The sequence below is a fragment of the Trinickia dabaoshanensis genome (genome assembly GCF_002879885.1).
Classification (GTDB): domain Bacteria; phylum Pseudomonadota; class Gammaproteobacteria; order Burkholderiales; family Burkholderiaceae; genus Trinickia; species Trinickia dabaoshanensis.
In genome coordinates this window covers 228586-246533 of record NZ_PNYA01000004.1, presented here as the reverse complement: position 1 = coordinate 246533, position 17948 = coordinate 228586, and the positions used below count along the sequence as shown (strand labels likewise).

19 protein-coding genes are annotated in these 17948 nt (G+C 62.8%); 5 read left to right on the top strand and 14 right to left on the bottom strand.

Annotated features, from left to right (window positions below; genetic code table 11):
- Positions 1-211 precede the first annotated feature (211 nt).
- The 3 genes from C0Z18_RS06380 (at position 212) to C0Z18_RS06370 (ending at position 4054) form a co-directional block, all read left to right on the top strand.
- Entirely contained in the window at positions 212-1492 is a 1281-nt protein-coding gene (locus tag C0Z18_RS06380; protein ID WP_102644594.1) for a dicarboxylate/amino acid:cation symporter, read from the top strand.
- An 8-nt stretch (positions 1493-1500) separates the two neighbouring features.
- Entirely contained in the window at positions 1501-3039 is a 1539-nt protein-coding gene (cuyB, locus tag C0Z18_RS06375) for a cysteate racemase (RefSeq protein WP_102644532.1), read from the top strand.
- 97 nt (positions 3040-3136) lie between these two features.
- On the top strand, positions 3137-4054 hold the full coding sequence (locus C0Z18_RS06370) for a LysR substrate-binding domain-containing protein (RefSeq protein ID WP_102644531.1): 918 nt from the start codon (positions 3137-3139) through the stop codon (positions 4052-4054).
- An 18-nt stretch (positions 4055-4072) separates the two neighbouring features.
- Here C0Z18_RS06370 and C0Z18_RS06365 read toward each other — a convergent pair whose 3' ends face one another.
- From C0Z18_RS06365 to C0Z18_RS06355, 3 genes are all read right to left on the bottom strand, one after another.
- Complete coding sequence (locus C0Z18_RS06365; protein WP_102644530.1) at positions 4073-4351, bottom strand: hypothetical protein; 279 nt, start codon at positions 4349-4351, stop codon at positions 4073-4075.
- Positions 4352-4444: 93 nt separating this feature from the next.
- Positions 4445-5485, bottom strand: coding sequence for a TadG family pilus assembly protein (locus tag C0Z18_RS06360; protein WP_102644529.1), 1041 nt, complete (start codon positions 5483-5485; stop codon positions 4445-4447).
- Between the two features lie 68 nt (positions 5486-5553).
- Positions 5554-6042 (bottom strand): TadE/TadG family type IV pilus assembly protein, encoded by a 489-nt coding sequence (locus tag C0Z18_RS06355; protein WP_102644528.1) that lies wholly within the window; start codon positions 6040-6042, stop codon positions 5554-5556.
- Positions 6043-6562: 520 nt separating this feature from the next.
- Here C0Z18_RS06355 and C0Z18_RS06350 point away from each other — a divergent pair.
- Both C0Z18_RS06350 and C0Z18_RS06345 read left to right on the top strand, forming a co-directional pair.
- A complete protein-coding gene (locus C0Z18_RS06350) occupies positions 6563-7009 on the top strand; it encodes an Hsp20/alpha crystallin family protein (protein ID WP_102644527.1) in 447 nt (148 codons plus the stop codon).
- 27 nt (positions 7010-7036) lie between these two features.
- Positions 7037-7438 (top strand): Hsp20/alpha crystallin family protein, encoded by a 402-nt coding sequence (locus tag C0Z18_RS06345; protein ID WP_102644526.1) that lies wholly within the window; start codon positions 7037-7039, stop codon positions 7436-7438.
- Between the two features lie 72 nt (positions 7439-7510).
- Here the strand turns inward: C0Z18_RS06345 and C0Z18_RS06340 are convergent, their stop codons facing one another.
- The 11 genes from C0Z18_RS06340 to C0Z18_RS06290 all read right to left on the bottom strand — a co-directional run bounded on the left by C0Z18_RS06340 (position 7511) and on the right by C0Z18_RS06290 (position 17591).
- Positions 7511-8167, bottom strand: coding sequence for a methyltransferase family protein (locus C0Z18_RS06340; protein WP_102644593.1), 657 nt, complete (start codon positions 8165-8167; stop codon positions 7511-7513).
- A 1-nt stretch (position 8168) separates the two neighbouring features.
- Positions 8169-9155, bottom strand: a complete 987-nt coding sequence (locus C0Z18_RS06335) for a type II secretion system F family protein (protein WP_102644525.1) — start codon at positions 9153-9155, stop codon at positions 8169-8171.
- A 33-nt stretch (positions 9156-9188) separates the two neighbouring features.
- The gene (locus C0Z18_RS06330) at positions 9189-10166 is read right to left on the bottom strand and encodes a type II secretion system F family protein (protein WP_102644524.1); all 978 of its coding nucleotides are present in this window, start codon (positions 10164-10166) and stop codon (positions 9189-9191) included.
- 15 nt (positions 10167-10181) lie between these two features.
- Positions 10182-11555 carry a CpaF family protein gene (locus tag C0Z18_RS06325; protein WP_102644523.1) on the bottom strand — a complete coding sequence of 458 codons (1374 nt, stop codon included), beginning with the start codon at positions 11553-11555 and terminating at the stop codon, positions 10182-10184.
- A 26-nt stretch (positions 11556-11581) separates the two neighbouring features.
- Positions 11582-12790, bottom strand: a complete 1209-nt coding sequence (locus tag C0Z18_RS06320) for an AAA family ATPase (protein WP_102644522.1) — start codon at positions 12788-12790, stop codon at positions 11582-11584.
- A 54-nt stretch (positions 12791-12844) separates the two neighbouring features.
- Positions 12845-13144 (bottom strand): hypothetical protein, encoded by a 300-nt coding sequence (locus C0Z18_RS06315; RefSeq protein WP_102644521.1) that lies wholly within the window; start codon positions 13142-13144, stop codon positions 12845-12847.
- Positions 13145-13182: 38 nt separating this feature from the next.
- The gene (locus C0Z18_RS06310) at positions 13183-15012 is read right to left on the bottom strand and encodes a type II and III secretion system protein family protein (RefSeq protein WP_102644520.1); all 1830 of its coding nucleotides are present in this window, start codon (positions 15010-15012) and stop codon (positions 13183-13185) included.
- A gap of 160 nt (positions 15013-15172) precedes the next feature.
- Positions 15173-15994 (bottom strand): Flp pilus assembly protein CpaB, encoded by an 822-nt coding sequence (cpaB, locus tag C0Z18_RS06305; RefSeq protein ID WP_102644592.1) that lies wholly within the window; start codon positions 15992-15994, stop codon positions 15173-15175.
- Between the two features lie 487 nt (positions 15995-16481).
- Complete coding sequence (locus tag C0Z18_RS06300; RefSeq protein WP_102644519.1) at positions 16482-17015, bottom strand: A24 family peptidase; 534 nt, start codon at positions 17013-17015, stop codon at positions 16482-16484.
- Positions 17016-17165: 150 nt separating this feature from the next.
- Positions 17166-17342, bottom strand: a complete 177-nt coding sequence (locus C0Z18_RS06295) for a Flp family type IVb pilin (protein ID WP_102644518.1) — start codon at positions 17340-17342, stop codon at positions 17166-17168.
- A 72-nt stretch (positions 17343-17414) separates the two neighbouring features.
- Positions 17415-17591 carry a Flp family type IVb pilin gene (locus C0Z18_RS06290; RefSeq protein WP_102644517.1) on the bottom strand — a complete coding sequence of 59 codons (177 nt, stop codon included), beginning with the start codon at positions 17589-17591 and terminating at the stop codon, positions 17415-17417.
- Positions 17592-17948: the final 357 nt, after the last annotated feature.

Genomic DNA, 17948 nt, shown 5'->3' with positions numbered 1-17948 from the left:
CCGCCCAGTAAAGCATTCCGAACGTTATGCGTCGCCCGCATGGGCCAATGCAGCGATCGCATCAACTCGGCTTTTCTGCGCCCTACCATCGCTTCAGCTTGCTCGCCGCGGCACATCGCGCCGCGCGTGCGCTCAGCCTTCGTGGACCTGCGGCCCTTGCATGGCCACCGCCGCGAGCCACCGTTCAACGATCACGATGTGGGAGACCAACGTGAAAAACCGTCTGACCTATTCCATCTTAGCCGGGATGATTCTCGGCGTCATTGTCGGCCACATCTGCCACGTGAACGCAGCCGACGCGGCTTCCGCAAAAAACATCGCGGGCTACTTCTCGATCGTCACCGATGTTTTTCTGCGTCTGATCAAGATGATCATTGCGCCGCTCGTATTCTGCACGCTCGTTTCGGGGCTGGCGGGGATGGATAGTGCGTCCGCGGCGGGGCGCATCGGCTCGCGCACGATCGGCTGGTTCTTCTGCGCTTCGTTAGTCTCTCTTGCATTCGGTCTCGCGCTCGCAAACTTCCTTCAACCCGGTGCCGGCCTCCATTTGGTTTCGACCGCGGCGGATTCCGCGACCGGGCTCGATACGGGTGGCCTGACCGCGAAGAACATCATCACGCACGCCTTTCCCACCAGTCTCCTCGATGCGATGGCGAGTAACAACATTTTGCAGATCCTGACGTTCTCGGTGTTTTTCGGCGTCGCGCTTTCAGCGCTCAAATCGGATTCGCGGGTAAAGGTGGTCGTCGATGCGATCGACGGCATGGTGCCGGTGATGTTGCGACTGACGAACTATGTGATGCGCGCTGCGCCGATCGGCGTGTTCGGAGCGCTCGCGTCGGTGGTGACGATCCGCGGCCTGGACGTGCTGGTGACCTACGGCAAGTTGATCGGCGACTTCTATTTCGGGCTGGTCCTGCTGTGGGCCGCGCTGATCGGCATTGGCTACCTATTCTTGGGCAAACCCATGGGCTCGCTGCTGAAGGCCATCCGTGAGCCCGCGTTGCTGGCGTTTTCCACCGCGAGCAGCGAGGCGGCTTACCCACGTTTGACCGAACAACTCGAAGCATTTGGCGTCGACAAGAAGGTGGTGGGCTTTACATTGCCGCTCGGATACGCGTTCAACCTCGACGGTTCGATGATGTATCAGTCGTTCGCAGCCATCTTCATTGCGCAGGCGTTCGGCGTGGACATGCCGCTCTCGCAACAGATCCTGATGCTGCTGGTGCTGATGCTGAGCAGCAAGGGCATGGCGAGCGTGCCGCGCGGCTCGGTCGTGGTCGTCGCGGCAGTCGCGCCGATGTTTCATCTTCCCGTCGCGGGCGTGGCCCTTGTCCTCGCCATCGACCAGATTCTCGACATGGGCCGCACGATGACCAACGTGATAGGGAACAGCGTCGCAACGGCCGTCATCGCGAAATGGGAAACGGCCCGTGCGAGCCGCGTCGCGCGCAAGACGTCGTTCGAATCGCTGCAAGGCGAAGCGCAGTGAGTGTCGCTATGCATCCGATCAATCGCTCGTTCGGCGTCGTCGGAGGGGATGGCGTGCTCGGCGCCGCGGACGTTTTCTTCAAGATGATCAAATCCGCGTCGGCGTCGGAAGACGGCGAGCGCCTCGACATCGTGTTCGAGCAGCATCCGATCCAAAGTGACGTTTCCGACGACCCGCACAGCACGCAACGCAAGCTGTACGTCTACGACACGATTCTCTCGCTCGAGAGCCGAGGCGTGACGACGGTCGTCCTTCCGAGCTTCGTGAGCCACCTCTACCTCGAGCAATTGCGGGAGAACTGCGCGATCGAGATCGTGGACATGGTCGAGGGCTTGCATGCGCACGTGCGCCGTCGGTTCCCGGGCATTCGGCGCGTCGGCATTTTGACTTCTGACTCCATTGCGGAAAGCGGCCTATTCGAGCGGTATTTCGCGAACCCGCAGTTCGAGGTTTTGTATCCGCAAGTCGACGAAGGCGAACACTCGAACCGTGTAACGCAGGCGGTGTATGGCCGGAGCGGCGTCGAATCCGGCAATTGGGCGGGGCGTTCGATCGAGCTGCTGCGCGAGGCGTGCGCGGGTTTGATGGCGAGGGGCGCGGACCTGCTGCTGACGGGGCTGACCGAACTCGGGCTCGTGGTGGAGCATCTCGAACCGCTCGATGTACCGCTCGTCGATGCGAACTGCGTCTACGCGCAATATGTGTTGAACGGGCAATACGCGAGTCGGACACGTACCTTCAAAGTGGGTGTGGTAGGAGGCGTAGGCCCCGCAGCCACGGTCGATTTCATGCAGAAGATCGTCCGTAATACGCCCGCTACGCGCGATCAAGATCACATCAAACTACTGGTCGAACAAAACCCGCAGATCCCCGATCGCACCGAAAGCTTAGTCGCCGGTGGGGCAGATCCGACGGTTTCACTGTATGCGACTTGCAAGAAGCTCGAGGCCGGCGCTGCGGACATCATCGCGATTCCTTGCAATACCGCCCATGCGTTCGTCGAACGCATTCAGCCCTATTTGAACGTGCCGATCGTCAATATGTTGACGGTTACCGCCGAGCTCTTGCGTGCCACGTTTCCTACGCTGCGCGAAGTCGGTTTGCTGGCGACCACGGGTACGATTGCCAGCCGCGTATACGAGCGGCCGCTGACCGCGGCAGGACTCGTTCAGGTCACGCCGGCTCCGGCGTTGCAAGAACGTGTCATGCGAGCGATCTACGGGCCCAAGGGCGTGAAAGCGGGCTATACGACCGGGGAATGCATGGACGATATCGCGGCAGCCTGCGATGGGCTAATGGAGCGCGGGTGCCAAGTGATTATTCTTGGCTGCACCGAACTGCCGCTGCTGCTGCCTCAAGGTGAACGCTCCAGCGCGAGCGGGCGTGTCGCGTGGTTGGCGGATCCCACGGAAATTCTCGCCAAGCGGTGTGTCGCTTATGCGCGCGGCGAGATAGAGGCCCCGGGCGCGCGCGGCGCATCAACGCCTGCAGACGTATCGCGAGCGGCGAGGCGCGCGACTACCGCGACTCCCTTCTCGTCGACGTGACGAAGTCGAGCCGTAGCCGGTTGCGCGTGCGGGTGACACGATGCATAGTGTGTCGACTCGTATTTCGCGTGGATCGTGCACGGGGCTAGAGGTCGATATGGAAGTGGAATGGATCGAGGATCTCGTGGTTCTCGCGCAATACAAAAGCTTTTCGCGTGCAGCCGAGGCGCGCAATCTCACGCAGTCGGGATTTAGCCGGCGTATCCAGTCACTGGAGCAATGGATCGGGGCGGAACTCGTCGATCGCAGCAGCTATCCGCTTTCGCTGACTCCAGCCGGCCTGCTGTTCAAGGAAGCTGCGGAGGACATGCTTCGAAAGCTCTTCGATACGCGATCGATCATTCGCAACGACGAGCGGATTCACGGGCCCGGGCTCAAGATCGCGGCGGGGCATACGCTCTCGGCCAGCTTTTTGCCGAGATGGTTGAACGCGCTCAGTCAACGTCTGGGTGCTGTGCGAGCGCGAGTGGTACCGACGAACGTTCACGATTCGATCCTGATGCTGGTCAACGGCAACTGCGAACTGATGCTTGCTTACCATCATCCCGAGCTGTCCTTGCATTTGGATCCGACACGCTACGAGTATCTAACGGTCGGGCGGGACGTGTTCATGCCGGTGCGCCGCACCGCCGGACGCGCGGGCGGGCAGCCGAGGCTGCCTGGTACGGCGCGTCAGCCTGTGCCGTTGATCGGCTATGCGCCAACGACCTACTTCGGTCGTTGTCTTGCGCTGGTGCTGCGCAGGCAGGGCAATGCCGCGGTACTGCAGCCCTATTTCGAATCGGACATGGCCGAGGTGCTCAAGCAAATGGCGCTGGCCAGCGATGGGATTGCGTGGCTGCCGCGCAGCCTGATCGAGGGCGAATTGGCGAGCGGTGTGCTGACGAGCGCCGGGGAGCGGCGCTGGGTGCTCGACCTTGAACTGCGGCTCTATCGAGATCGCAATAACGCCTCGCCTTTACTTGCCCAGTTGTGGCCGCATCTTACCGACCTGCAATCCGGGTCGCTCAACTGAACTTGCTCGGCGCCTCGCTTATTCGCCGAATAAGCTATGGATGTCCTTGGCGTCGTCGGTGTCCGACAAATTGTATTCGGCGCGCACGGCGCGCAATACTTCGTCGACGAACCGGTCGTAACCGACGGCATTGCCGAAGTGTTTCATCGTCCAATTGCAGCCGCTCGCATCGGGCTCCTGTTTTTGCGGGCGCGGCACGCGAATCTTGACGCCGTCTTCGACGATCTCGTGGATGCGGTGCAGACGGCGGCTGACTTCGTCCTGTAGACGGGAAGCGTTCAGGCTCTTGCGGATCACGGCACCTCCTCATGGCTCGATGTTGCATCAGCCGTGACTATGCCATGGATGACCAGGGCCCGGTCTTGGTCCAGTCCCGGGCCGGGCGCCGCCTCAGTTCACCAGAACCGGCGGCACATAAGCCCCGTAATAGGCCGGTGGCGTACCGCCTCCCGGCCCCACGTTGGTGGGCAGGTAGTTGGTAATGAAATGACCGGCGACGTAAGGGTTGGCGCCATTGACCGACTGATCGATCTGGAACGGCGCGAAGGCGATGATCGGCTGGTTGGAACCCGTCGAGACGTCGGAGACCACGGGCAGCAAGACTTGGACTGGCGTGCTGATGTTTTTGTAAATGGAGTTCTTCGTACCGGTATCGATCCAGGTATTGTCGCCGATGCTGAGCGTCGTCGGATTGCCATTCTGAATGAGATTGATGACGGTCGGGGTATCGTTGGCCACCGTATTGAAGGTCGTCCACTGCCCGTAATAGCAGGTGCCGGTGTGATACGACGAGCCGATCTTGATTTCGTAGGGCTTGCCGGTCGACGGATCGATCGTCGGCTGCCCGGTCGACGAATTCCAAAACAGGTTGTACGTGCATTGCGTGATGGCGAGGGGGAACAGCGCGCCCGGTTTGGCCACACCCGGCATGGCGATCGCCGCGACCGCCGTTGCGCTGACGTCGATCGTGTTCGTGCCGATGAGCCCCGCGAAAAAGGTTTGAATCGGGCCGCCGTTCGATCCGGCCGTCCGGCTTACCGTGACTTGCACGGCCGGCAACTCGCTTCCGCTCGGCGTAATCGTCGTGGACTGCATGCCGGCGGGCGAGCCCGTCACGCTCCAATAGCCGGTGGTCACGGTGCCGGTGCTGAGCGCTTTTCCGTCCGCGTAATTGAGCGAGATCGCGGCATTGGCCTTCGACGTCGCATTGGCCCACGTGGTCGGCGTGTTCGTCCATTGAAGTTGGCCCGCGCCGGCCAAGGCTGCCGCGTCCGCTGCGTTTTGCAACTCGTTGCGTACCACGAGCGCGCGCCCGATATCGACGGACAGCGCGATGAAGCCCAGCATGACCATCAAGAATAGGGCGACGTAGATCGCGATCGCGCCGCGTTGCCGGCCCGCGAGCCTAGCGAAATGAGCGTCGTTGCGCATGATTTTCCCCCGGTCACATCTTGTGAATTGCCTATCGGCTTTGTCGGTTTTGTCGGCCTACGACCGACTCATTCGTAGTTCATCGTCGTCGTGGCGTTCATCGAGAGCAGGCTCGGCATCGGATCGACGAACGCGCTCATGCCGAGGCTCGTATAGCCGTAGCTGACGGTGACGGTGAGCGGCTTGCCCGAGGTCGTACCGGACGGATGGCTGACGGTCACGGTCGGAGTCGGCTTGCTGCCCAATGAAATGAGGTAGTTCGAGCAGTAGTTCGTGGCCACCGCTTGGATCTGCGTAGTCGTCAATTGCGGCGATGCGTAGACGATGCCCGCACGCGCCGCTTCGCGGCTTGCATTGGTGATGACCGCCTTGTCGTAAAGCGCGATCGAAAACTCGATGATGCCGAACGTGATGACGAGCAACAGCGGCAGCAGCAGCGCAAACTCCACCACCACACTGCCTTTCTCACGCCTGCGCTGTGCGCGCCGATGGCCGGCTTGCCCGGATGCCCGATGGGTGGCGTGAGACCCGGTATGGGTCGGTAGACGATTGTTCATAGTTCCCCCGGTTTACTGCGTGATAGCCTCGATGGCGTGCTCGGCTGGCGTCCCGTTCGATCGACGGACTCGCCCCATGCGTGCCGGCACCCATGCTTGGGTTTATGCAAGCGGTTGCGTGCTACGTCTTAGCGAAAAGCGAGCCATCGGCGTAGCCGCGGCGCCGGCTCTAGCGATGCCGGAGGCAATAAGGCAGTAACCCTCGTTTTCCGCCCGAGTTGTCGCACGGGCAATACAGAATTCGGGACATTTCGGCGCTAGTGAAGAGACTCGACGGCGCGCTCGATACTCGAAGCCCGTCGCGACGGGCTCCCGCCGCTTTGACGCTGCTCGCTAGCCGCCGCCCACCCGCGCGATTTGTTTCGTCGATGAAACGGTTGGTGCGATAGATAACACAATGACCCGCGGATTTTCTTGTGCGACGACCTCTTGAAATCTTCTTGGCCGCCGCTATTTTTCTTCGTGCTCGGACAGCAGGTCGTTCCTGGGTGCTGATCCGGAAACCTTAGAGGGAATAATCATGAGTGACTTCCTATTCGGAAACTTCGGCAGCGATTTTTTCCGCGAATTCGATCGCCTTCAACACCATATGTCGTCGCTCGCGGGCGGCTTCCCCACGAGCCTGCGCTCGAGTCAAAGTTTTTTTCCGCCGATCAACATCGGCACCACCGACGACTCGATCGAGATCGTAGTGTTTGCTCCGGGCTTCGACGCATCGCAATTCGACGTGTCGATCGATAAGGGCATTTTGACGATCGCCGGCGAGCGCAAGCGGCCCGAAGCGGCGACGCGCGACGAGACGCGCTCGTACGCGCGCGAGCGGTTCATGGGTGCGTTCCGGCGCGTGGTGGAGTTGCCTCAAAACGCGAATCCCGACGACGTCCAGGCGAAATATACGGACGGCTGCCTGTCGATTCGCATCGGCAAGCACGAGTCGTCGAAGCCGCGCAGCGTCACCGTTCAGTAACCGTACGATTAGGCGAAGGAGCAAGCAATGAGCAACGAAAACGAACTCGCGCCGCGTGAAGCGGGCGCTTTGGGCCAGCGTGAAGGCGGCGTACGCCGTGCGGCGCTCGTGCCGGCCGTCGATATCGTCGAAGACAAGGGCGGCGTGACGGTATGGGCCGATTTACCCGGCGTACCCAAAGACAAGCTCGAAGTGAAGCTGCAGGACGGCAATCTATCGATCGAAGCCGAAGCCGTCGTGCCGATGCCCGCCGGGCTGAACGTGACGCATGTCGAAGTGCGCGCGCCGCGCTATGCGCGCGCGTTTTCGATCAGCTCGGATCTAGACACCTCTAAAATCGACGCAAGCCTGCAAGACGGTGTGCTGACGCTGCGCATCCCGCGTCGCGAAGCGGCGCTGCCACGGCGCATCGAAGTCAAAGCGGGCTGAACGCACGCGGGCGCGCACGAGCGGCAACGCGGTACCGGCCGAACACCGGCGGTACCGCGTCGCAACGTAGTGTCAAAAGAGCATCGGTATCAGCCGGTATCGAACGGCCTTGCGATAGCAACGGTAGGCGATGTCCGTTTCGAGGATTCGTTCTTCCCGGACGATGCGGCCCACCTGCATTGCCAACTGAAAGCAATGAATCGAAAGGTTGAACAGCGAAAAGTTCGCCAAGAGGAAGCCGATATCGGTCACGAAGTAACCCAAGTACATCGGATGCCTAACGACTCGGTAGGCGCCGTGCGACACCACGCCACGATTCGCCGGAAGCACACCGAACGAACGCTTGAGCGAACCTTTTGCGAATAGCTGCCAGGCGATTCCGGCGATTTGCAGCGAGGCGCCGGCCGTCTCGGGCAACAAGTGGATACCCGGCGTCAAATTGTACGCCATGCATCCATACGTACCGCCTAGTGAGAAAAACAACGAGACCGGACGCCAGTCGCGCTGGACGGGCATGCGTGAAACGAGCGCAAGACCGGTCGTAAAGCAATTCTCGACGACGAAAAGAAGCAGCGTGACGCGGGTCGGTGCGGCAAGCCAGCGGGATATCGCGGCGATCGCGAACATGCCGAACACCGCTGCTGTGACGGCGCGCAGCAGTATGTCTGCCAGGACGTGCCGGTCGACGGTCGATACCTTTCCAATGGCGAGTCGTTCGAGCGAGCGCATTTTAGCCTCCACCTATATGGCCCATTGTCGGCAGCAGGTGACGATAGATTTGAATCGCCGCCGGACCGACGAGTACCACGATCAGCGTCGGAAAGATAAAGAAGATCAACGGAAAAAGCAGCTTCAGAGCGATCTTCGCGGCTTGTTCCTCCGCCTTCATGCGGCGCTTGGTGCGCATGCTGTCGGTATAGACGCGCAGCGAATCGCCGATACTCGTACCGAATCGATCGGCTTGGATCAGCATGGTCGTCAGCGTGTCGATGTCCTCCACCCCCGTTCTGGCCGCAAGGTTGCGCAAGGCTTTTTCGCGGCCCGCGCCGGCTCGTAGTTCGAGCAGCACGAGATGCAGCTCGGTCGTCAGCGTGGGACTCTTCGAGCCGAGTTCCTCGGTCACGCGCAACATGGCGGCATCGAGGCCGAGCCCCGCTTCCACGCACACGGTCATCAGATCGACGGCGTCGGGCAACGCCTCGATGATCGCGCGCTGGCGACGGGTAGTGAGCTGCGACAGCACGACGTTCGGGGCATAAAAACCGAGCGCGCAGGCGGCGAGCAGGACGAACAGCGCATCGAGCGTGTGCCCCGCGGAAAACCTCGGTGCGGCGAAGGCGAGCGATATGGCGGGCAACGCGAGCGCCAGCAGGGTTTTCGCCGCGAAGAAATAGGCGGGTGCCGCCTTGTCGCGAAAGCCGGCACGCATGAAGCGCAGCCGCACCGCGGATCGGTCCCAGTCGTCGTCCTTCGGTTGCGACAGCTTGGCGACGCGCTCCGATACCTCGGCGATTTTTTGGCCCCATTTGCTGTCGTTCGGCCCCTCGAGACTGCCGGCACCCGCGCTCGTGCCGGCCGCGGCGCCGGCGAGCGGCATGGACAGTTCTTCGATGCGCCGCTTCAACGGATCGGGACGCGCGAGTTGCAACGCTCGCAGCACGGTGCCGAAGACGACGAGAAACATTCCCGCCAGCAACACGATTTGTTCGGTTCTCATGATCGGTCCTTGAGAGTTCTGACGATCGAACGTTTAGACGCGAATCCGCACGATCTTTCGCATCCACAAAATTCCGATCGCCATCATGCCGAGGCAGATGCCCGCGAGCTTCTCGGCAGCGGTATCGGTCCAAAAGATCTTCATGAAGTTCGGGCTCAGCACCGAGAGCACGCCGATCACGACGAACGGCAGCAAGGCGAGAATCCAAGCCGAGAGGCGGCCCTCGGCCGACAACGCGCGGATCTTTCCGAACAGCTTCAAGCGCTCGCGGATGATGAAGCCGATGTTGCCGAGAATCTCCGCCAGGTTGCCGCCCGATTCGCGCTGGATCAGCACGGCGATGACGAAGTAGCGCAGATCGTCGATCGGCACGCGCTCGGTCAGGTTGTACAAGGCCTTGTTCATCGAGACGCCGAAATTGATCTCGTCGAAGACGATTCGGAACTCGGCCCCGAGCGGGTCGGCGAGTTCTTCGGCCAGCATGCCGAGTGCGCTCGCGAACGAGTGGCCGGCGCGCAATGCGCGCGCGATCAAATCGGCGGCATCGGGCAACTGGCGTTCGAGCTGCTTGAGCCGTTGGTTTCGCTGACGCTGCACATAGAGCCAGGGCAGGACAGCGAACGCGCAGGCGAGCGCCAATTGGACGAGCAGGGCGAGGTGCAGCAGCCCGCCGAGCACGGGGCCAAGGGCGGCGAAGCCGGCCGTGTAGCCGAGAAACCGGCCGACGGTCAGCTTCAGTCCTGCCTGCTTGAGCGTGCGATCGATCACCTGTACGCCCGGTGCGCCCGTCAGTACGCGTACGAGCCAGCGCGAGTCGCTCAGCTTGTGATCCTTCAGGATCGAGAGCGGCGTCGCGCTCGCCTGGCCGGCGGCAGAACCCAGCTCGATACGGGCGGCGATGCGTTTAGCCTCGGGGCCGTGACGGCTGACCCAGAAGAGATAAAGGCCTTCGATGCATAAGACCGTCGCCAAAAACAGCAGGACGGCGAAGCCGAGGAAGGTCGTATTCATGGCGCTCTCCTTGCCTCATGCGTCGAAGCGGCGCGACGGATCGAACAAATCGTCCGGTAGCGACACGCCGAATGCCGCCAGGCGCTCGCAAAACTTGGGGCGTACGCCGGTCGCGCAAAAGTACCCGGTGATCTTGCCTTCCGCATTCACGCCTGTGCGTTTGAACGTGTAGATCTCCTGCATATTGATGATGTCGCCCTCCATGCCCGTGATTTCTTGCACGCTCATGAGGCGGCGTGTGCCGTCCGTCAATCGTGCGGCTTGAACGACCACGTCGATCGCCGAGGAAATCTGTTGCCGCATCGCTTTGATCGGCAGCGAAAAGCCCGCCATCGCCACCATGTTCTCGAGACGCGTCAACGCATCGCGCGGGGTATTCGCATGCAACGTCGCCATCGAGCCTTCATGGCCGGTGTTCATCGCGTGCAGCATGTCGAGCGCCTCGGCGCCGCGCACTTCGCCGAGGACGATTCGGTCGGGACGCATCCGCAACGCATTGCGCACGAGGGCGCGCTGCGGGATCTCGCCTTTGCCTTCGATATTCGGCGGGCGGGTTTCCAAGCGCAGAACGTGCGGCTGGCGCAACTGCAGTTCGGCCGCGTCTTCGATGGTGACGATGCGCTCATCGGCGGGAATGAAGCCGGACATCAGGTTCAGCAGCGTGGTCTTGCCGCTGCCGGTCCCGCCCGAGATCAAGATGTTCAGCTTTGCCTTGCTCATCGCTTCGAACATGCGCGCGATGGACGGCGTGAACGTTCGATTGCGGATCATGTCGTCGACCGTCAACGGGTTGACGGCGAAGCGGCGGATGGAGACGAGCGGTCCGTCGATCGCGGAGGGCGGGATGATGGCGTTCACGCGCGAGCCGTCAGGCAAGCGCGCATCGACCATCGGGGTCGATTCGTCGATATGGCGGCCCACGCGCGAGACGATGCGCTCGATGATCTTCATCAGATGCGCGTCGTCGAAGAACGTGATGTCCGTCAACTCGAGCCTGCCGCGTCGTTCCACGTACACTTGCCGCCATGTGTTGACGAGGATGTCGCTGACGGCGGGATCGGCCAGCAAGGGCTCGAGCGGTCCCAGCCCGAACATTTCGTTGTGCACGTCTTGGGCGAGGCGCCGCCGTTCGGCTTCGTTCAGCGGAATCTTTTCCTCTTCGACGATGCACTCGACGAGCTGGCCGAGTTCGCGCGTGACTTGTTCGGGCGTCAGGCGCTGCAACTTGTCCAATTCGACGCGTTCGATGATCGTGTGATGCACATGCATCTTCAACTGCTGATAAGCCTGCGCCGAGCCTCGCGTTTCGCTCGTGGCCGGTAAGGTGGAAGCGGCCGTGTCGAACGCGACGACACCGCTTTGCATCATCAATTGCTCACGCAAGGACATGGCTGTCTCCGCGATAGGTCAAGGGTTCAGGATTCGGTCTTCAGCGCGCGCATGGGCGAGGCCGCCGGCTTGGATGTGAAGAGCCGGGAAAACATGCTCGGGGCGGCCTCCGTATGCTCCGGCCACAGCAGGTCCGCCAATGCGTCGATGCTTCGTGTCAGCGGGCTTGCCTTGGCCACCTCGAGCAGCGGCGTGCCTTGCTCGACCGCTCGGCCGGCCTGCTTTTCGTCGCGAGGCAGCCGGTGCGTCACGCGCAGGCCGAGCGCTTGTTCGAGGGTGGCGACGTCGACCGTCGCGCTCTTGTCGTATTCGTTGAGCAAAAGGCGAAGCTTGGCGCCCGGGTACCCGAGTTCGCGCAAGATGTCGACGAGACGGCGGCCGGTATGCAAGTGGGGAATGCTCTGACGCAGTACGATGCCGACGTCGCTGCTGCGATCGAGTGCGAGCATGGAAACCGGATCGACGGATCGGCCGAGATCGACGAGCACCGCGTCATAGCGAGGCATCACGAGCGAAAAGATGCGCTCGACGTGCGCGGGCCGAACATCGGCTGCCTTGATGGGGTCGCTCGCCCCGGCCAGCACATCGAGGTTCGGATGCACGTGCATCGCGCAGGTTTCGAAAAACGCGCTGTCGAGCCGGTCGACTTGCGAGCAGACGTCGACGAGTGTCGCGGCGGGCGGCTTGTCGGCGAGCATCAAGTGAGCGTCCCCGAATTGGCGGCTCAGATCGATCAGGAGCGTTCGCTTCCCGCGCTCGCGCGCCAGGGTGTAAGCGAGGTTCACGGCGATGAACGTCGTGCCGCTTCCGCCGCGTGGGGAAACGAACGAGAGCATGCGGCTTTCGCGGCCCGCGCCCGCCGATTTCTTTTCCCCGATGAGCGAGATTTCCGCGGCGAACGACGCTTCGTCGATCGGCCAGGACAGCACGTGACGCACGCCGGCGCGCATGGCCGCCACGAGCCAGTCCTGCGAGAGCGAGGGCGTGACGAGCAGGCAACTGAGTCTCGGCGCGCTGGCGGCGATCGCCTCGACGGCGGCCAGGTCACGCTGCGCGAGGTGCACGTCGTCGATGATGAGCAGGTCGGCCTTCTGCGCGCTTTCGCGATATTCGCCGAGGCGCGAAGCCCCGGCGCGAATCGTACGCAGGCAATGACCGGCGTTTTCCTGGGCGACGAGCGCGGCGATGCGGCCTGCGCGCTCTTCGTCCGACGAGATCAACAAAATGTCGAGCATGGCATTACCTCGTATTACCGCTGGGCGGCGTTGGGCGTGTCGTGGCGGCGGGTGTCAGTTGCCCGAGCTGCCCGAGCCGCCTATGCCGATCGTGAGCATGTTGGTCGGCGGGGGCGGCACCATGAACGACTTGCCGTAGTTTTGTTGCGCGGCGGTGGCGGCGGTGCCGTCGACGCCGGCCACCGGGTCTTCGTTGGCCGATGCGTTCGGATTGAGCGTCTGCATCGACGTCACCGTGTGCATCGAATTGCCGAAGGTGCGGTCCCACACGGGGGTGGAACTGAGGCACCCGTTCAGGGCGGCGCAGCCGGCCGCGATGAGCGCGAGGCGAAGGGCGATGTGTTGGATCTTCATGTCGATCTCCGATGTTTTGGATCGTGTCTCTTCGGCCGTCAATGGGTGGCCGGCTGCGTTTGGTCGTCGGCCAGCTTGGCCGGTGCTTCGGGCAACGGCGTGGCCACAGGATCGGCCGTGGCGACGGGCTGAGCACTGGCGTCGGCCGGGGCCTTCGCGTCGGGCGATGCGGCCGGCGTATCCGGCTGTGCCGCCGCGACCGGCGCGGCCGGTGCAGACGGCGCGGGCAGGGCGCTGACCGGTGCCGAGGGTGCCGGGGGGGCGCTCGGTTGCGGCGCCGCAGGTTTGGCCGGGGCATGGCCTTCCATGTTGCCGGTCGCGTAGATGCCGCCTTCGCTGACCTTGCCGAAATGGTCGGTCGGCAGCGGGTAATTCGGCGGCAGCGGCTTGGCCAGATGCGGCGTGACGACGAAGACGAGTTCCGTCTTATCGTTCTGGTAGTTCGTGCTGCGCGCAAGGGCGCCGAGGATCGGCAATTCGCCTACGCCGGGAATGGCCTTGATCGTCCCGGTGATGTTGTCCTTGAGCAGGCCGCCGATCGCGAAGCTCTGTCCGTCGTTGAGCTGAACGGTGGTGGACGCACGGCGTGTCGTGATCAGCGGCAGGATCGACGTGTTGTTGCTGTTCGACGCCGTGACGGTGACGCCCGTGGGAGACAGCTCCGACACCTCCGGCGCGACCTTCAGGTTGATGCGCCCGTTCTCGAGCACCGTCGGCGTGAACACGAGGCCGATACCGAAGCGCTCTTCTTGCAGGATGATCGTCTGCGTGCCGTTGCCGTTGTTGCTTTGCGGCACGGGGATGAACACCTTGCCGCCGGCGAGGAAGCTGGCTTCCTGGCCGCTGATCGCCATCAGCGTCGGTTGCGCGAGCATCTTGACGAGCTGGTCGTCATGCTCCGCATCGAGCAGCAGGCGAAGCGGTTTGTTGTTGGCCTTCGCGAGCGTCAGAGCGCTCATGCCGCCCGACAAGAAATCGGCCAGCAACCCGACGTTCCAGCTGCCGAACGCGCCTTGCAGGTTCGGCGCGGCGCCGAGCTCGTTGATGAGCGTCTTCGACACTTCGGCGACCTTCACCTCCAGCATGACCTGTTGCGGCGCGGCGATATGCATCATGTCGATGATGTGCAGCGGCGTGGGACTGTTCGTGGTCGAGGCCGTTGCGGGCGCCGGCGCGGCCGCGGCCAACGCGGTGCCGTTGCGCGCTTGGCCCGCGAGCGGGGTTTGCGGACGCTGCGCGAATGCGTTGGCCAATTCGAGGATGCGCTGCGCTTTCACCGAGTCGGACACCGTTCCCGTAAGCACGATCGTATCGGCGGCCACCTGTACCTTGACGCCCGTCTCACTGGGCATCAACTCGGCGATGGCCTGCTGCAGCCCGCTCGTGTCGGCGCCGACGACGACGTCGATGATGCTGCACGAGCCGCTGCGGCCTTGCACGATCATGTTCGTCGAGCCGATATCGGAGCCGAGCAGGTACAGCGTGCGCGGCGAGACGAGCATTGCCTGCACGACCGACGGATTGCCGACGGTGCGAGCGCGCACGGGCTCCGGTAGCGCGACCATGGTCGACTTGCCGAGCGGAACGACGACGGAGGTATGCATCGCCACGTCGCCTACACAGTTCGGACCGTGCTCGGCGAACGGCATCGCGCGTGCCGTGGATTGCGAGGCAGCGGCCCGCGCGGAAGCGGCGGCGGTCGCTGCCGCCACCGCCGGCTGCGCTTGCACGTGCGTCATCATGCTGAAGAACAGCGCGCCGGCGATGCCGCACATGCGCGTCTTCGAAAAGCGCACGCCGGAAACCGGATGCGCTGACGCGCGGGTGCGGCGCGGTGCTCGGCTGAGGCGTTCGGATTGAGTCTTCATGTCGTTCCCCCGGTGATGCAATAAGTGATGCCAATTTCGCTTGCGGACCGCACTGCATGTGGCGGCGCGTGCGTTATCGAGTAGTTACGGTCCTTCGTTCGGCCGCCGCATGCTTGCGTTGGTCGTTTAGTCGGCAGTCCGAACGAACCTTCGGTCGCGGTTAAAAGCACTCCTGCGTGTTGCTCGATCCGTCGATCACGCGAACGCAGTCGCGCGGTGCCTCGTGATGGACGGCAACCTTCACGGCTGCGGGGCGGGCCGGCGCGGGCGCGGCGGGTTGCGGCAGCTTGAGCAGCGAAGCGCGGGTGGCACCGGCCGTATTCGGGTCTTGCGGATCCACTTGGTTGCGCAATACGAGCGAGAGCGTGCCGATGCTGCGCGCAAGGTCGATCTTTTCCGCCTGTTCGGGCGTGACCTGCAGCGTGACTGCATCGACGACTTTCGGTTTCGTCTCGTCGCGCCCGGCTTCTTGCGCGACGGCGAGCACGAGAATGTGTTCGAGCACGATCTTCGAGATCTTCTGATCGGTCTGCGCAGCCGAGTCTTTCTGCGTGTTGACGATGATGTCCACGTAGTTGCCCGGAAGCGCAAAACCCGCGACGCCGATCACATCGTTCACCCGGACCGTGATGGCGCGGGCGCCGGGATCGATGACGGCCGACAAGCCGCCCGTCGATCCTTGCGGAGACAGCTTCGCCTCCAAGATCGGCTCGCCGCGCATCGCGCTTTGCTTCAGCACGCGGCCGTCGACCTTGCCGACATCGTGAAACGCGCCCGGCGGAACGCTGCCCGAGGGCCAGTCGATCGTTTTGATGAATTCGGGCGAGATGCGCTGCCCGAGGTCGATGTCGGCGGTAGCGACGACCACTTTGGTCGTCGCATTCGTGTTTTGCGCCATCATCCAACGCGATGCGAAGACGACGGCGGTCAATCCGGCCGCTGCGGCAATCAGAAGCATCATCAATGCGCGAAGGTTTTTCATGTCGTTCACCTATCGGTTGCTTCGCAGCGCGATCGGCATTCGAAGTTGCCGGAGCAGCGCGTCGAGGCGGCGTGTATCAAGCGTTTTCCCGTGCGGCGGCGCCGCGTCGTTTAAGCATCAAAGCTCGGGGGAGTCGTACAACGAGGCCGCGGCCTGCGTTGCTCGCGCATACGATTCGTACGCGCTTCGGAATGCGGCTTCGTTTGGCGTGACCGCGCAAGCGGTTCGTTTGACGTTCTTGCTCATTGCACTTCCCCCGAATAAGCCCGCCTCACGGCGGGCGATAAACTGGGCAACTTCCGCTCGCGCCTCTTCGTGTGCGTGAACTGCTGCCCCTCGCGTCCGCGTTTCCCTCCCAGGCGCGGCTTCTCTTTCTCCGTGTCGTCTCGGCTTCTTGACCGGCGTATCGCGCGCTCGGTTCGGCTTCGATCGACCCCCACGGCCCTCTGCCACTCGAATTTCGTTACCTTGTTCTTCTCAGGTTCGGTTACGCGTTGATGGCGATCGCGACCACCGAGCCGATCGCGATGGCGACGCCGTAAGGCAATGCGCCGACCGCGGATCCGACGGCAGCCTGTGTGTCGGCGCGATTCGATGCGTCGTCGGCCGACATCGTGATCAGTGTCGAGATCGCGCTAGCGACGCCTCGGCGCAGCCGGCGTTTTTGCAGCAACGCGACGAACGAAATCAAGCCGCCCACCACCGTCGCCGCCATCGCGGCCTCGAGCGCACCGCGCGGTCCCATCAGCGCGCCGACGGCGGCCATCAACTTCACGTCGCCCGCACCCAGCATGCGAATCAAATATCCGGGTAGAAACAGCAAGCCGCCCGTCAACAAGCCGGTCAACCACCAGATCGGACCGATCGGCAACCCGTTGGCGATGATCTCGACGGGGAGCGCCACGACCAGCGCCGTTGCCACGAGCCAGTTCGGGATGCGGCGGGTGTGCAGATCGAAGGACATCGCCACGACGACCAGCGCCACTACGCAGGGGCCCGTTGGAAATAGGAGGGCGTTCATTACATTCCCCGTTCATCGCTATCGCATACATGAATTCGAAAGCGCGCTTCGCGACATGTCGCCTTCCGATGCCGCCGCGCTCATGGAGCTCGCGAGGGCATGGCGTGCGGTGCAGGAGGCGAAGCGCTCCGGTCTTTTTCAGGGTCGGCTTCAAGGCGCGCTAATGGTCGCGAGCCCAGCGCTGACATACCCGTAGACGGTGTTCAGGCTGGTACCGATCATCCCGGCCGACACGACGATCGCCATGGCGATCAGGCCGGCTAGCAGACCGTATTCGATCGCCGCTGCTCCTTCTTCTCGACGCAAGAACGCTCGAAACTTGTTCATGCTTTTCCCCCGATGGATGAAATCTCGCGGGGTCTCGAGCGCGGCGAGGCGCTCGAGACCTGCGGCCCGCGATTAGGGCGCGGTGACGCCCGCCAAGGCGGTCTGCACGTAGCCGAAGACGGTGTTCAAACTCGTGCCGATGAAGGTGACCGTCGTGATGATGGCGACCGCGATCAGACCGGCCAAAAGACCGTATTCGATTGCGGCAGCACCGTCTTCTTCGCGCAGGAAACGTTGGAACTTGCTCATATTTGCCCCCGATGGAGAGGTTGAAATCAACCAAAACGCCGCGGCCTTTCTTTAGAGGACCACGACATGCTCGGTCGCCCTAGGGCGACCACCTAGACGGGGCGTTTCGCTCGTATGTCCGTACAGCTCGCATAGCGCCGCGATGGCCCCGTCGTCTCTTCGGCTAGGGCAGCGTCCGATATCACCCGCCCTTCGCCAAAGTTGTTTGCCGCAATCCCAATGAAACGTATGCAGTTGCGGCGAATTCGATTGCGAGGCATTAAGGCAATGGGTGTGCCATCGGGGCGCAAACCATTGCGCAGCAAGGAACGCCGCAACGCGTTGCGATTGATTTGGCGGTTTTGGAAAGGGGGATGT